The sequence below is a fragment of the Micromonospora sp. NPDC005163 genome (assembly GCF_053599835.1).
This window is the reverse complement of sequence record NZ_JBSFYP010000022.1, coordinates 37,174-51,347: the sequence shown is the minus strand read 5'-3', so window position 1 is coordinate 51,347 and position 14,174 is coordinate 37,174. Positions and strand designations below refer to the sequence as shown.

Annotated in this window: 13 protein-coding genes; 7 read left to right on the top strand and 6 right to left on the bottom strand. The window is 73.3% G+C overall.

The window, feature by feature from the left end; all coding sequences use genetic code 11:
* Window positions 1-276 precede the first annotated feature (276 nt).
* Window positions 277-1,812: a M1 family metallopeptidase gene (locus ACWD6N_RS17175; protein ID WP_354964953.1), complete on the bottom strand. Its 1,536-nt coding sequence runs from the start codon at window positions 1,810-1,812 to the stop codon at window positions 277-279.
* A gap of 202 nt (window positions 1,813-2,014) precedes the next feature.
* Here ACWD6N_RS17175 and ACWD6N_RS17170 point away from each other — a divergent pair, with 202 nt between their 5' ends.
* The 4 genes from ACWD6N_RS17170 (at window position 2,015) to ACWD6N_RS17155 (ending at window position 7,262) form a co-directional block, all read left to right on the top strand.
* Window positions 2,015-2,812 carry an SGNH/GDSL hydrolase family protein gene (locus ACWD6N_RS17170; RefSeq protein WP_354964952.1) on the top strand — a complete coding sequence of 266 codons (798 nt, stop codon included), beginning with the start codon at window positions 2,015-2,017 and terminating at the stop codon, window positions 2,810-2,812.
* A 143-nt stretch (window positions 2,813-2,955) separates the two neighbouring features.
* Window positions 2,956-5,511, top strand: coding sequence for an FtsK/SpoIIIE domain-containing protein (locus ACWD6N_RS17165; protein ID WP_450004980.1), 2,556 nt, complete (start codon window positions 2,956-2,958; stop codon window positions 5,509-5,511).
* A 2-nt stretch (window positions 5,512-5,513) separates the two neighbouring features.
* Window positions 5,514-6,323 (top strand): hypothetical protein, encoded by an 810-nt coding sequence (locus ACWD6N_RS17160; protein ID WP_354964950.1) that lies wholly within the window; start codon window positions 5,514-5,516, stop codon window positions 6,321-6,323.
* A 354-nt stretch (window positions 6,324-6,677) separates the two neighbouring features.
* Window positions 6,678-7,262: a hypothetical protein gene (locus ACWD6N_RS17155; protein ID WP_354964949.1), complete on the top strand. Its 585-nt coding sequence runs from the start codon at window positions 6,678-6,680 to the stop codon at window positions 7,260-7,262.
* A gap of 231 nt (window positions 7,263-7,493) precedes the next feature.
* Here ACWD6N_RS17155 and ACWD6N_RS17150 read toward each other — a convergent pair whose 3' ends face one another.
* Complete coding sequence (locus tag ACWD6N_RS17150) at window positions 7,494-7,754, bottom strand: hypothetical protein (protein WP_354964948.1); 261 nt, start codon at window positions 7,752-7,754, stop codon at window positions 7,494-7,496.
* 208 nt (window positions 7,755-7,962) lie between these two features.
* Between ACWD6N_RS17150 and ACWD6N_RS17145 the strand changes: the two genes are divergently transcribed.
* Both ACWD6N_RS17145 and ACWD6N_RS17140 read left to right on the top strand, forming a co-directional pair.
* Complete coding sequence (locus ACWD6N_RS17145; RefSeq protein ID WP_088949319.1) at window positions 7,963-8,208, top strand: winged helix-turn-helix domain-containing protein; 246 nt, start codon at window positions 7,963-7,965, stop codon at window positions 8,206-8,208.
* A gap of 203 nt (window positions 8,209-8,411) precedes the next feature.
* The gene (locus ACWD6N_RS17140; RefSeq protein WP_354964947.1) at window positions 8,412-8,675 is read left to right on the top strand and encodes a DUF6244 family protein; all 264 of its coding nucleotides are present in this window, start codon (window positions 8,412-8,414) and stop codon (window positions 8,673-8,675) included.
* Between the two features lie 44 nt (window positions 8,676-8,719).
* Here the strand turns inward: ACWD6N_RS17140 and ACWD6N_RS17135 are convergent, their stop codons facing one another.
* The 3 genes from ACWD6N_RS17135 to ACWD6N_RS17125 all read right to left on the bottom strand — a co-directional run bounded on the left by ACWD6N_RS17135 (window position 8,720) and on the right by ACWD6N_RS17125 (window position 11,809).
* Window positions 8,720-9,190 (bottom strand): nitroreductase family deazaflavin-dependent oxidoreductase, encoded by a 471-nt coding sequence (locus ACWD6N_RS17135; RefSeq protein WP_354964946.1) that lies wholly within the window; start codon window positions 9,188-9,190, stop codon window positions 8,720-8,722.
* Between the two features lie 50 nt (window positions 9,191-9,240).
* Entirely contained in the window at window positions 9,241-10,233 is a 993-nt protein-coding gene (locus ACWD6N_RS17130) for an SEC-C domain-containing protein (RefSeq protein ID WP_354964945.1), read from the bottom strand.
* 109 nt (window positions 10,234-10,342) lie between these two features.
* Complete coding sequence (locus ACWD6N_RS17125; RefSeq protein WP_354964944.1) at window positions 10,343-11,809, bottom strand: MFS transporter; 1,467 nt, start codon at window positions 11,807-11,809, stop codon at window positions 10,343-10,345.
* Between the two features lie 216 nt (window positions 11,810-12,025).
* Here ACWD6N_RS17125 and ACWD6N_RS17120 point away from each other — a divergent pair, with 216 nt between their 5' ends.
* Window positions 12,026-12,607: a TetR/AcrR family transcriptional regulator gene (locus tag ACWD6N_RS17120; RefSeq protein WP_354964943.1), complete on the top strand. Its 582-nt coding sequence runs from the start codon at window positions 12,026-12,028 to the stop codon at window positions 12,605-12,607.
* 16 nt (window positions 12,608-12,623) lie between these two features.
* On the opposite strand, the gene ACWD6N_RS17115 is transcribed toward ACWD6N_RS17120, so the two are convergent.
* Window positions 12,624-13,982 (bottom strand): pentapeptide repeat-containing protein, encoded by a 1,359-nt coding sequence (locus ACWD6N_RS17115; protein ID WP_354964942.1) that lies wholly within the window; start codon window positions 13,980-13,982, stop codon window positions 12,624-12,626.
* Window positions 13,983-14,174 lie beyond the last annotated feature (192 nt).

Below are 14,174 nucleotides of genomic sequence, written 5' to 3'. Positions count from 1 at the left end.
TGCCGCCGAGGCTGTCCGGGCGGCACTGGTGCGTGCCTGTCGAGCTGCCCCAGATCTGGACCGGCGTCGTCCGTCCGGGTGCCGGACCCGGCACAGGCGGTTCAGCCCCGCGTGACCGTGCCGGCGCTCGTGCCGGTTTCAGCCGCGCCCCGTTTGTGGGGCAGCTCGACAGGCGCCGTGCAGGCTGGTCGGGGGCCGGGGCTGTCGCGCCCCATGACCCGGCCGGCCGGGAGGCTCGCCCGCTCGGGCGGCGGGCCTCCCGGCCGACGTCGGGGCTCAGTGCGCCAGCAGTCGGTGCGCCTCCTGGATCTTGGTCCAGGACTTCGGCTCGGCCGGTGGGGCGGCGGCCTTGCGCGCGGCCGAGGCCACGTCGGGCCGGCCGGCGGTGAACAGCCAGGTGGTGAAGAGCTCGTCCAGGTCGAGCCCGGAGATCCGCTCGGCCAGGGCCTGGAACTGCGCGACGGTGCCGTTGCCGTACCGGCGTTCGGCGGTCCAGGCCGGCAGGATCTCGAAGAACGCGTCGTCGCCGACGGCCAGCCGCAGCTGGTGCAGCGTCATCGCGCCCCGGTCGTAGACGGCGTCGTCGAAGACCCGGTCGGCACCCGGGTCACCCGGTAGCACCTGCCAGAACTCCGAGTCCGCCGGGTAGCTGGCGTAGGTGAAGTCGAAGAGCTCCTGGGCGGTGCCCTCGCCCTGCTCCTCCGACCAGAGCCACTCGGCGTACGAGGCGAAGCCCTCGTTGAGCCAGATGTGGCGCCACTCGGCCACCGAGACCGAGTCGCCGAACCACTGGTGGGCGTTCTCGTGTGCCACCACGTACGTGTTGGCGCCGCGCCGCCAGAAGCCCGGGCCGTACACCGGTCGGGTCTGCGTCTCCAGTGCGAAGCCGATGCCGTCCACCGGCCCGGCCACGCCGCCCTGCGCCTCGAACGGGTACGGCCCGAAGATCCCGCTCTCCCAGTCGACGATCTCGGCGGTCCGCTCGATGCTGGCCCGGGCGGCCGGGCCGAGCGCGCCCAGCGAGGTGCTGTACGCGTTCACCACCGGCTGGCCGCTCGGCGTGGTGTCGGTGACGATGTCGTACTGGCCGATGGCCATGAAGGCCAGGTAGGTGGCGGTGGGGGAGGTGGTCCGCCAGCTCCACCGGGTGCGGTTGCCGGCTTCGGCCAGCGGCGGTCGCGGCTGCACGCCGTTGCTGATCACCTCGACGCCGGTGGGCACCGACACGGAGATGTCGAAGGTCGCCTTGTCCAGTGGGTGGTCGTTGCTCGGGAACCACCACCACGCGGACTCCGGCTCGTTGACGGCGAGGGCCCCGTCGTCGGTACGCGTCCAGCCGGTGTAGCCGCCGACCAGTGTCTCGGACGGGATGCCGGCGTAGCGCACCACGATGGTGAGCTGCTGGCCCCGGGTCACCGTGCGGGACGGCGTGACCACCAGCTCGTGCGCGCCCGCGGTGCTGGTGGTCGCCACCCAGCCGTTGACCCGTACCGACTCGACGTCGAGCAGGAAGTCCAGGTTGAACCGGGAGAGATCCTCGGTCGCGGTGGCGAGGATCGTGGTGGTGCCGGTGAGCAGGTCGGTGGCCGGGTCGTAGCGCAGCCGGACGTCGTAGTGGGAGACGTCGTAGCCGCCGTTGCCGTAGTCGGGGAAGTAGCTGTCGCCCAGCCCGGGGGCGCCGGGTTGCGGCGCGAGCGTGACGGTGGGCCGGCCCCAGGCCGTCGGGGCGGCCTGGCCGGGAGCGCCGGCGAGCATGGTGCCGGCGGTGGTGAGGGTCAGGGCGGCGGTGGCCGCCGTGAGGACTCGTCGCACGAGGTGGACTCCCTCCATCGGGGTGGTTCGCCCCGCCAACCTAATCGACAACTGTGAACGCCGTGGGCCCGGCGCGCGGGTCGACCGGCTATTCCATCGATCTACGTATTTCGATAGCATTACCGCCTGGTAACAACCGTTCCACCCCTGGCCACGCGCGCGGTCGCAGGATCCCACCACCCCTGTCCTGTGGAGGTCCGTCATGCTCCACCGCCCGCTGGCCCGCGCCCTGGCCGCGCTGGTCGCCGCGTTCACCGCCGCCCTCGGCGCCGTGCTCGTCCCCGGCACCGCACAGGCCGCCGCCGTCAACTACGTCGCGCTCGGCGACTCGTACTCCTCCGGCGTCGGCGCCGGCCCGTACGACTCGTCCAGCTGCCTGCGCAGCCAGAAGTCGTACGCCCCGCTCTGGGCCGCCGCCCACGGCGTGACCAGCTTCAGCTTCCCGGCCTGCGGCGGCGCGGTCACCGCCGACGTGCTCAACAGCCAGGTCAACGCGCTCAGCAGCGCCACCACCCTGGTCACCATCACCATCGGTGGCAACGACGCCGGCTTCGTCAACGTCATCACCAGCTGCCGGTTCGGCAGCACCTCGTCCTGCACCAACGCCGTCAACACCGCGAAGTCCTTCGCCACCTCGACGCTTCCCGGCCGGCTGGACGCCACCTACACCGCCATCCGCAACCGGGCACCGAACGCCCGGCTGATCGTCCTCGGCTACCCGAGGCTGTTCGAGACCGGCTCCTGCGGTTGGTTCGCGATGAGCACCTACAAGCGCACGATCCTCAACGAGGCCGCCGACGTGCTCGCCTCGGTCATCTCCGGTCGGGCCAACGCCGCCGGCGCCACCTTCGCCGACACCCGGCCCTACTTCGCCGGGCACGGTGTCTGCGCCGGCGACCCGTGGATCAACGACATCTCCGGGATCATCGAGGCGTACCACCCGGACACCGACGGCTACCGCTACGGCTACCTGCCCGCACTGAACGCGGTCACCGGCTGACCCGTACACCCCTCGCGTGGCGGCCGACGGTCCACCCCGGACCGTCGGCCGCCACGCGTCGCGCCGCGTCGGTACTGTCCCGGTGTCACCGCCGTCCGTTAGGGTTTCGGCGAACCGGACAGCCGTGGCGTGGGAGGCAGAGCGTGGGCAGGCTCGCGTCGGCGTACGGGCAGGCGGTCACCGCCCACCGAGCGGCCCGGGCGCACCTGGACGCCGCACGAGGCGCGCTCGGCACGGCAGGGGCTTCCGCCGCGCCGGTCGGCGCCGGCGAGCTGGTGGCCCGACTGGCCCGGGTCGGCGGCGCGTTGGCCACCCCCACCCCCGGCGCGACCCCGCTGACCGACGCGCCGGCCCCGGGCCGGATCGGCGAGACGTCCACTCCGGACGGCGGTTTCCCGGTGCTGCTGCCGCTCGGCGGCGGCCACCACCTAGCGCTGGACACCGACGCCCGGGACCCCCGGGTCGCCGGGCTACTGCGGGCGCTGGTGCTGCGGCTGGTCGCCACCGCCCCGGCCGGTCAGGTCCGGGTGGTCGGCATCGACACCGCCGCGCTGGGCGCCACCTTCGGCCCGTTGCGCCCGCTGCTCGACGCCGGGGTGCTCGACCCGCCGGCCACCGGGGAGGCCGAGGTGGCCGCCCTGCTGGACGCCGCCGAACAGCACGCCCGCGCCGCGCAGCACGCCGACCCCGATGCCCGGCAACTGCTGGTGGTGGTCGCCACCGCCGCGCCGCCGCCGCGCGAGCTGGCCCGGCTCGCCGCGCTCACCCACGCCGGCCCGGCCGCCGCCGTCTGCGTGCTGCTCGCCGGCCACCCGTCCCGGCTGCCGGGCGAGACCTCGCCGCCGCTGGGCGGCACCACGGCGGTCCGGCTCAGCGAGCGGTACGCGCAGGTCGGCGACCCGCCGAACGCCCCGTTCAGCGCCGACGGCGGCGGTCTCGCCGCGCCGGTGCTGCTCGACGGCGACCCCCCGCCGGCCTCGGTGCGCGCGCTCGCCGAGCACCTCGGCGCCGCCGCCCGCCGCACCGACGCGCTGCACTTCGCCGAGCTGCTGCCCGAGCGGCGCTGGGCCGAGTCCGCCGCCAACGGTCTGCGGACCGTGATCGGCCGGGCCGCCCGCGCCCCGCTGACCGTCGCGTTCGACACTCCACTGACGGTCGCCTTCGACGACGCAACACCGCACTGGCTGGTCGGCGGGCGTACCGGCGCCGGCAAGACCGTCTTCCTGCTGGACGTCCTCTACGGGCTGGCGGCCCGCTACTCCCCGGCCGAGCTCCAGCTCTACCTGCTCGACTTCAAGGAGGGCGTGAGCTTCACCGAGTTCGTGCCCACCGGGCGTGACCCGTCCTGGCTGCCGCACGCCCGTGCCGTCGGCATCGAATCCGACCGGGAGTACGGCCTCGCCGTGCTGCGTGAGCTGCGTCGGGAGGCCCAGCGCCGGGCCACCGCACTGAAGCGGCACGGCGTCACCAAGCTCGCCGACCTGCCCCGGGACAATGCGCTGCCGCGCATCGTGGCGGTCGTCGACGAGTTCCACGTGCTGCTCGCCGGCAACGACGCGCTGGCCCGGGAGTCCGTCGACCTGCTGGAGGAGCTGGCGCGCAAGGGTCGCTCCTACGGCGTACACCTGGTGCTGGCCAGCCAGAGCATGACCGGCATCGAGGCGCTCTACGGGCGGGCCGAGGCGATCTTCGGACAGTTCGCGCTGCGGGTGGCGCTGCCCGGTGGTGGCGGGGTGCTCGACCCGCTCAACGACGCCGCCTCGGCCCTGCCGATCGGATCGGCCGTGGTCAACACCGCCGCCGGCGCGGTCGGCGCCGACACCGTGCTGCGCTTCCCCGACGCGCACGCCGCCGCGGCCGACCTCGCCGCGCTGCGCCACGAGCTGTGGGAGGCCCGCCCGCCGGGCGCGCGGGCGCCCGCGGTCTTCAAGGGGTACGAGGCTGCGCGGGTCGAGGACGACCCCACCTTCGCCGGGCTGCGCCCCGGTGGCCGGCGCCCGATGGCCCTGGTCGGCCGGACGGTCGACGTGCACGGCACCACCGCGCTGTTCCTGATGGACGCCACCCCCGGCCGGCACCTCGCCGTGGTGGGCACCGCACCGGCCGGCGCGGACGTGCTGCGCGCCGCGACACTGAGCCTGGCCCGCCAACACGCCGCCGACGACGCCCGGTTCCTGCTGGCCTCCCTGGTCACCGCCGCCGACCCGGTCGCCGACGAGACCGAAACCGCGCTGCGCACGGCGGGCCACCCGGTGCAGCGCGTCGACGCGGCCGGGCTGCGCGACCGGATCGCCGCGCTGGCCGACGCGCCCGCCGCGCGCAAATACCTGGTGGTGTTCGGCATGGACGCCGCCGCACCGGTGCTGGGCGCGGCCGACCCGGTCACCTTCCGCTCCGGCCTGGACGACCTGCGCACCGTACTGCGACAGGGCCCCGCCCAAGGGGTGCATCTGCTGGGCTGGTGGCGCGGCCTGCGCCGGCTCGCCGACGACCTCGGCGGCACGCAGAACCGCGACGACATCGCGTGCCTGGTCGCGCTCAACGTGCCCGGCACCGACCTGGCCCTGCACATCGGGGTACACGACCTCGCCTACACGCCCCGCGCCGACCGCGCGTTGCTGGTCGACCGGCACGACCACCGGACGAGGCTGATCGTGCCGTTCGCCCGCGATGGGCACGAGCCGGACGGGGAGCAGTGACGGTGTCCTTCGAGGAGTACGCGGCGCTGGCCCGCCAGCTCGCCGAGCAGCGCCGCGCCGGCGAGCGGGACGCCGCGGTCGAGTCCGAGCGCCGCCGCGACCTGCACGCCGCCGCCGACTACCTGCACCAAAGGCTGACCGCCCAGGGGCACCGCCTCGACCAGCTCGGCCGGGCGATCGGCGTCGACGAGCCGGCCGCCGCCCCACCGCCCGCGCCGAGGCACCCGGATCCCACACCCGGATCGGGGGACGGGGGACCCGCCGGCGCAGCCGACGCGCCGGGGCGGGCGGATGTCGGGGCGTACCCCGAGGTGCCGGCGGTGCCGGCGCGGCTGGCGCTGCCGACGGCGGTGAGCCCGGCGGGCGCCGGGGTGCCGGCGCAGCGCGCGGCGGCGGTCGACCCGGCAGTTGAGTTGGAGCTGGCCCGGCGGATGGCCGACGAGGCCGACCGGCACGGGCAGCAGGCGGAGCTGCTGGCCCAGCGGCCGGAGCTGCTGCCCACCTGGTCGCCGCTGGCCCGCGCGGTCGCCGTCTACGCCGGGTGCGGTGCCGCCGCCGGGGTGCTCATGCTGGCCCTGGTGCTCGCCTCCGGGGTCGGCCTGGTCGACGGGTTCACCCTCGGCGCGTGGATCTGTGCCGGGCTGCCCGCGCTGGCGTTCTTCGGGGGTTACCTGGTGCTCGGCCGATGGGGCCGGCCCGCCATGGTCGCCGGCACCCCGCCGCGCTACCTGCCGCTCGGGTTCCTGATCTGCTTCCTGCTGGTGCCGATGGCCTACTGCGGCTACCTGCTGGTGTTCCGCACCCTGCGCTGAGCCGTCGGCGGGTCCAGCCCAGTCCAGCCCGGGCGTGATCCACTCAATATCGCCGACATCGGGGTATCCGAGCCGTTGGGATACCCCGACATCGCCGCCTCGCAGAGGGGACAGGACGCTGTACCTCCCCGGCCATCCACTGTGTTCGCCCGGGTGCCGTAGTCTCGCGCCCCGAGCGCTATCGGTACGCAATCCGCGTGGCAGACCGAGGCTCTGGCTCGTCACGCCTCGACGTCTCGCACATGGCAGGTCGAAAGGTTGGTCAGGGAATTGCAAGGACAGACGTCCACCAACGTTGAGCCGGATTCGGCACGGGACAGGGCGCTCACGACGCCGGTGGAAGCCGACGCCGCCGTGGGGACCGATCGGGAGGCGGAGCTGACGGTTGTCGCGGCGTCGCAGCAGGCCGGCCCCGGCGCGGTCGTCGCGGGTTTCGGGCTGATCGCCGTCGGCTCTGTCGCCGGCTGGATGATCTGGCGTAGCGGCGCCGCCGCGGCGAAGATCCAGCCCAAGGACACCACCGCCGTCTTCCTCACCCTGTTGGTCTTCGCCGCGGCGGTCGAGCGGATCCTGGAACCGTTCTCGCGATGGCTGCCGGGACGTGCCGCCGAGGCCGCGTTGACGCGGACGGTGGCCGAGGTGAACGGCCGCGTCGACAGCCCGACGGAGGCCGACCGGGAGGCGGTCGCCGTGGCCACGGCCGCGGTGGCGCGGGCGAAGGCGAACCGCACGATCGTCGCGTGGGGTCTCGCGAGCGGGTTGGCCACCGTGGCGTCCAGCGCCGGCGGGTTCTACGTTCTGCACGCGGTCGCGGGGTCCGACTGGAACGGGGTGGCGGTCTGGGTCGATGCGATCGTGACCGGTGTGATGGTCGGCAGCGGCACCAAACCACTCCACGATCTGATCAACCGGGCGCAGAACGGGACGCCGTCTCCCTAAAGCGCCGCCCGGCGTCCTGTCGCCTGTTCGGGCAACGGCCCTCGCACCCAACCGCCAGCGCGGCCAGGCCGGCGTAAACGGGGCTCAACGCTCGCCAGCACTCCGTGACCGCGTCCTGCCAGGGCAGCCGCCGGCCGGGTGGTCCTGCCCCGTGCAACTGGGCTCCGGCCCGGTCGGCGGCGGCAATCGTCGCCAGCCACGCGTCGCGCAGGTCGTCCACAGTTTCAGGGTTCATTCGCCCGCCTCGGCATTGGACTTGACCAGGAGGGCGAAGCGCACGTCGGGGCAGGGGTAGTCCGCGCCGCATCCGCAGAGCCAACGTCGCACCACGCGGGGTGGGTGGGCGAAGAGGATGTCGTCCGCGTCCTCGACGTCCTGATCGGACACGAGGCGGTGGCGTTGTTCGGGCCGGGTCGGAGGGGCGCTCGGGTGTTCGTCGGGTTGGTCGGGCATTCCGGGGCCTCCCGCCGGGTCGGTCTCTTTGCTGCTCATGGCACTTGCGTCGGGGTGGCGTGTGGGCACGCCCCGGCACGCCCGGCCGGACGGGGGGACCGACCGGCCGGGCGCTCTCTGCGGTGGGAAAGAACCAACTCCGGGGTTGCAGACCTGGGAGTCGGTCGATGGGAAGCGTATATAACAGGTCATGTACGCGCAAGCACCGGCCGCACATTGCTTGCTATACAAAGTTGCTCGTGATCGAATGGCGGGGCAGACCTGGGAGACACCAATGCCCGCCAAAGCCAAGTGGGCGCTGATCGCCGATGGCATCCGCGCTCAGATAAAGTCCGGCGAACTCGCGCCGGGCGACAAGCTGCCCTCGACCTCCGAGTTGTGTCGTCAGCATGACGTCTCGGCCATCGTCGTTCGCCAGGCCATCAACGCGCTCAAGATCGAGGGCTTGGTGGAGGGTGTCGGTGGCGTCGGAGTGTTCGTCGCTGAGCGCTGAGTGCACCCGATCCCCGCGCACCGCGTGAGATCTTGGAAGGAAATGGCCCTTTGAGGGGCGGGTTTCCGTCCAAGATTCACTACTCCTGCCGGCGCGAGTGAGCGATCACCCGGTCGCGCTGGGTGCGGGGATCTCGTACGCTCCCTTGTGGTCTTCACCGGTGCGGGTGGTGGAGGCGATGGTCGACCAGGGGGAGGATGCGCGTGAGCGCAGCACAGATCATCGCGAGGTTGGCGGCGGCGTCGCAGAAGCTGGACGAGGCGAAGGCAAAGACGGCAGCGGCAGCGCAGGACGCGGCCGAGGCGCGGGCGCTCGTCGCCGGAGCGCTGGAGGGTGTTGCCGCCGGCCCGCTGATCGGCATGATCGACACGTACCGCCAGGCCCTCGCGCAGGCGTCTCAGGGCGGCGACCCCGCCAAGCAGCACGTTCAGGAGACGATCGCCAAGGTCCGGGCGCTGGGAAACTGACCACGGGTGGCGGCGCCGAATGCGCTACCCGCCTGGTCGGTCAATCACGGCGCAGGATCCTTCGCGGCACTCGAAGCGCGTTCGACGACGACGACGGGGATCTCGCGGTCGGTGTCCTTCTGGTAGCGGGCGTACGTCGGAAAGACCGCCGTCATGACCGGCCACAGCCGGGCCCGTTCCTCGGCCGTCGCGGTGTGCGCCCGCCCGGCGAACCGGTCCGCGCCGACCTGGATCTCCACCGTCGGGTCGGCACTCAGGTTCAGGTACCAGGCGGGATGCGTTGTCGCGCCGCCGTTCGACGCCACCAGCAGGTAGCTGTCGCCGTCCCGGCCGTAGATCAGCGCGGTACGCCGTAGCTTGCCCGACCGGCGGCCCCGCGTGGTGAGCAGCAGCGCGGGGTAGCCGTGGTACCTGCCACCGTCGGCGCCGTCGCTCTCCACGTATCGCCGGATGTGGCTGGCGACCCAGCCGACCGGACTGTCCTCGATGGTCTCGTGCTGCTCCGCCGCGGTCACCGGACGAGCCTAGCCGTGCAGGGGCTGCGCGGGTGGCCCCACGAGCGCGATCAGCCGCGTGAGCGCGGCAGGCAGCACTTCTTGTACTTGCCACCCGAGCCGCACCAGCACGCTTCGTTGCGGCCGGGCGGCCAGGTGACCGGACCCACCTCGTCGAGGCTGTCCGCGTACTCGTCGAGGGTCTCCTCGTCGGTGGGGTCGCTGCCCTCCTGCTCGGCGAAGGAGGCCAGCCCCGCGATGGAGCCGGCGACCACGCCCAGGTCGCTCGCACCCAGCTCGGCGGCGTTGGCCAGCGCGCGTTCGACCTGGGCGCGGTGCTCGTCCCAGGTGGCGGGGTAGCTGTCGGCCAGCGCGGGCCAGTGCACCAGCAGCGCGTCGAACTCCGCCCGCGGCCAGAACAGCAGCGTCGCCGGGCCGTCGTCCAACGCGTCGAGCGCGTGGTCGCTCGCGGCGCGCAGCCGGTCGGCGAGGTTGTCGTACTCGTCGTGGGGGAGGCCCATCTCCTCGCGCAGGTCGTGCCGCCGCTGGGTCAGCCCGTAGATCATGGCGGCGGCCTCGTCTTGCGCATCCTCGGACTCATGCTGCTGGGTCCGGGTTCGCTCCATGATCGCGTCCAGCGCGCCGGTGAGCCACTCCAACGCCGTCTCGGCGTGGCCGGCCTCCGCCAAGTCGTCGACCAGGTACGTGGCGTCGGGATCGGTTTCCAGCAGTGGACGCAGGGCGGTCAGCTCGGCCAGGCCCTCGTCCTCGCGGCCGAGGCGCAGCAGCAGGCCACCGCGCATCGATCGCGCGTACGCGTCGTCCTCCGGCTGCTCGGCGATGGCGCGGGTGGTCAGCGCCAAAGCGTCGGCCAGGTCACCCGCCTGCACCAGGATGTCCGCGGCGACCAGCAGCGCGTACCCGGTGTCGTCGGGGTCGGCGACCCGCCCCTCGTCGACGGCGCCGACCAACTCGGCGACCAGTGCGGCCGGGTCCGGGCTCTTCGCTCCCAGGGCACCGATCTCGTCGATGCGGTCGGCGGTCAGCAACTCGGACGTGGGCATGGGCTCATCCTGAGGACGGGGAACGGGCGGGAAGCGGCCAGCGTACTCCCGCATTCGACGGAAACACCGGAGCCCGGGACGGCGGACCGCCCCGGGCTCCGGTGGTGTGTCAGCGGGTCGCCGGCATGGTGGCGAACTCGCCGGCTAGCTCCGACTCGACGATCGTCGCGGTGGACGGCCGGCGACCGGACGACGCGCGCCGGGCGGACGGGACGGCCAGGGCCGCGAGCGCGGCGGCGAGGGCGATCGCGGTGAGGACGAGAAACCCCGTCGTGAAGCCGGCCTCCCGGGGCAGTCCGTTGGCCTGCGGGTGGGCGGTGATCACGCCGCTGACCACGGCGGCGCCGATCGCGCCGCCGATGGTGCGGATGTTGGCGTTCATGCCGGTGGCCACGCCGGTCTGGCTGGCGGGCACGCTGCCCACGATCAGGTTCGCCATCGAGGCGAAGGCCAGGCCGATGCCGAGGCCGACCAGGCCGCCGGCGATCGCGACCTCCCAGCGGGTGTCGTGCGCGGCGGCCAGCATCGCGGAGGCGGCCACGTTGAACGTGGCGCCGGTGGCGAGCTGCGCCTTGGCGCTGAAGACGGACTGGAGCCGGCCGGCGACCAGGCCCGCGACGAACATCGCGACCAGCATCGGCAGCATGAGCAGGCCCGCCTGGCTGATGCTGGCGCCGAAGCCGTAGCCGGCGGCGGTGGGGGTCTGCACGAACTGCGGGAGGAACGCGTACACGGAGAACATCGACGCGCCGTAGAGCAGGGCGACCAGGTTGGTGGTCCAGACGCCGGGCAGCCGCATCATCCGCATGTCGATCAGCGGGTTGGCGGAGCGCACCTCGGCGACCAGCCAGCCGACCAGGAGCACCACGGCGAGCGCCAGCAGGCCGAGCACCCGGGGAGAGGTCCAGCCCCAGGCCGCGCCCTGGCTGATCGGCAGCAGCAGCGCGACCAGCCAGCCGGAGAGCAGCAGGGTGGCCCGCCAGTCGATCCGTCCGGGGGTACGCACCGGCGACTCGGGCACGAACAGGTACGCGGCGAGGGCGGTCAGCCCGACCACGACCATCGGGATCCAGAACAGCCATCGGTAGTCGAGGGTGCTGACGATCGGGCCGGCCAGCACGACGCCGAGGCCACCGCCGGCGGCGACGATCGCCGAGATGGCGGCGACGGCGCCGGAGACCCGCGCGGCGGGGAACTCGTCGCGGATGATGCCGAACGACAGCGGGAAGACCGCGCCGCCGATGCCCTGCACGATCCGGGCGATGATGAGGACGCCGATGCTCGGCGCGATGGCCGCCAGCAGGCAGCCGAGGGCGAGTGCGGCGAGCGAGACGACCAGCATCCGCTCCTTGCCGACGATGTCCCCGACCCGGCCGAGGATCGGCGTGAAGATCGAGGCGGAGAGCAGGTACGCGGTCAGTACCCAGGTCACGGTGTTCTGCGAGGTGTGCAGGTCCTGCTGGATGGTCGGCAGCACCGGGGTGATCAGCGACTGGAGCATCGCGAAGAACCCGGCACCGGCCGCGAGCACGGTGAAGGTGAGCCGACGCGAGCTGCGTCGGGATGTCACTGCCACGAGAGAGAACTCCCTGATTGCGGTACGGAAGGAGGTTTGTCACCCGCCGTGCGGAGGCGGGCGGGCTGTCGGGCCCGGGCGATCGGGTGGCCAGGCGGATCGGGCGGTCCCGAGGTAAGCTAACCGGAGGCAGGCCTCCGGGATTCCGGAGGGGTGCCTCCACAAAGCTAGCGGAGGCTTGCCTCCGGATGCAACCAAGGTGAGGTGACGCACGTCATGACCAGCCCGGGGCAGGCGCCCGAGGTTTTCGCCCGGCGGCCGAAGCGGGCCGACGCGCGACGCAACTACGACGCGCTCATCGCCGCCGCCCGCGACGCGTTCGCCGAGCACGGCGCCGCCGCCTCGCTGGAGGACGTGGCCCGGCGAGCCGGGGTGGGCATCGGCACGCTCTACCGCAACTTCCCCAGTCGGCGGCACCTGTTCGAGGCCGTCTACGTCGAGGAGGTCCGGGCGCTGAGCCGGTCCGCCGCGGACCTGGCCGAGCTGCCCCCGTGGGACGCCCTGGTCGCCTGGCTGCACCGCTTCGTCGCGTACGTCGCCACCAAGCGGGCGCTCGCCGAGCAGTTGCTGCACGACTCCGAGATCTTCCGAACCTGCCGGACGGAGATCTACGCCGCGGGTGAGCCGCTGATGAGCCGCGCCCAGGCGGCCGGCGTGGTCCGCGACGACGTCGGCTTCGACGACGTGGTGCGGCTGATCAGCGGGCTCACGATGGCCCAGTTCCCGTCACCCGAGCAGCGCGACCGGGTGCTCGGCGTCGCCCTGGACGGGCTGCGCCCGCCAGCCTCGCTGCGCTGACCCCCGCCCCCGCCGGTTACCGGTCGACCAGCAGCAGCCACTCGTCGTCGAGTCGCCGCACGGTGGTGCCGGCGGGCCAGGCATGCCCGCCGTCGACCGCCGCCCGGGCCTGGTCGACCTGCGGTGGCTGGCTCAGCCACGCGCCGTCGAAGCTGGCCGGGCCGTGGAACCGGGCCCGCCCGAAGTTCGCCGGCCCCTCGAACCGGGCCTGCTCGAACAGCGCGTCCCGGCCGAACACCGTCCAGCGGAACAGCGCCATGTCCGCGAACCGGGTCGAGCGGAAACCGGCGTGCCCGGCGAACTCGGTGTGCTCCATCGACAGGCCGCCGAGGAACGTGGCCTCGCGGAAGGTGGCCCCGTCGCCGAAGCGGGTCGCGTCGAAGCTGGCCGGTTGGCCGAAGCTCGCCCGGCGGAAGGAGACCGGGCCGTCGAAGGCCGCCCGCCGGCAGGACAGCCCGCCGCCGAACTCGGCCCCCTCGAAGCTCGCCTCCCCGCCGACGCGGGCGTCGTCCAGCACGACCTCCGCGTCGCCGGCCGCGAGATCGTCGAGGACCATGTCCCCGAAGGCCGCCCCGAGAGCGAGCCGCCCCCGGGCGATCACCCCGGCGAAGCTGGTGGCGCCGGTGAACACCGCCCCGGTGAAGTCCGCGTCGATGAGAGTGCACCCGGTGGCGTCGAAGTCGAGCAGCCGGGCCCCGGTCAGGTCCAGCCGGACCTCCGGCCAGTAGGCCGGGTCGGCCGCGCGCAGGTGCCGGGTGAGCACCCGTTGCGCGCTGCGCCGGACCTCCGTCTCGCGCGGCTCGTCGTCCGGCGCCGGCATCCGCAGGTACGCGCAGAGCACCGCCACGATCGTCGGGCGCTGCGCCGGATGGTCCTGACCGAGACGCTCCAACGCGTGCAGCCCACCGAGGCGTACCGCCGCGCTGTCGTTGCCGAGCAGCTCGACCGCCCGGGTGTAGAGCTCGGTCAGGCGGCGCTCGGCCGCGTCGTGCTCGGCCGCCCCGGCCTGCCGGTCCTGGTGCCGTTGCGCGGTTTCGGTCACCGACTCGGCGTGGGCCTGCACCCGGTCGCGGTGCGCCTGGTCCCGGGCGGCGACGCTCTCCTGGTGCCGCTGCGCGCGTTCGGTGATCCACTGCCGGCGGGCGGCGAGCAGGAGCGCCAGCGCGCCGCCGGTGCCGGCGACCACGGTCAGGCCGGTGCGGATCGCGTCGATGCGCAGCGTGGCGCGGGTGTCCGGTTGGCTGGCCCGGTCGGCCTCGGTGAGCAGCAGGTCCAGCACCAGCCAACCGAGGGCGGCGGCGACCAGCAGGCCGACCAGGACCAACCACCACGGCATCACCCGCAGCTGACGCTCGGTGGGTTCGTCGGCGGCCACGGCCACAGCATGCCATCCGCCGTGCCGCTGCGGGGTGCGCGCGGTCGGGTGGGCGTCCGATGTGGAGAGACGCCGATATGCCGGTTTGCGCCTCCGTCGGAACAACGGGTTACCGGCGCGTAACAAGTCATTGACGTTTCCAAATTGTTGCGCGCATCATCGTCGCACGGTCGACCGGACACCCCCACCCAC

Excerpts from the sequence above, each read along its gene's own strand:
- ACWD6N_RS17170 (WP_354964952.1), top strand. The coding sequence starts at position 2,015 with ATGCTCCACCGCCCGCTGGCCCGCGCCCTGGCCGCGCTGGTCGCCGCG.
- ACWD6N_RS17150 (WP_354964948.1), bottom strand. The coding sequence starts at position 7,754 with ATGAGCAGCAAAGAGACCGACCCGGCGGGAGGCCCCGGAATGCCCGAC.
- ACWD6N_RS17145 (WP_088949319.1), top strand. The coding sequence starts at position 7,963 with ATGGCGGGGCAGACCTGGGAGACACCAATGCCCGCCAAAGCCAAGTGG.
- ACWD6N_RS17130 (WP_354964945.1), bottom strand. The coding sequence starts at position 10,233 with ATGCCCACGTCCGAGTTGCTGACCGCCGACCGCATCGACGAGATCGGT.
- ACWD6N_RS17120 (WP_354964943.1), top strand. The coding sequence starts at position 12,026 with ATGACCAGCCCGGGGCAGGCGCCCGAGGTTTTCGCCCGGCGGCCGAAG.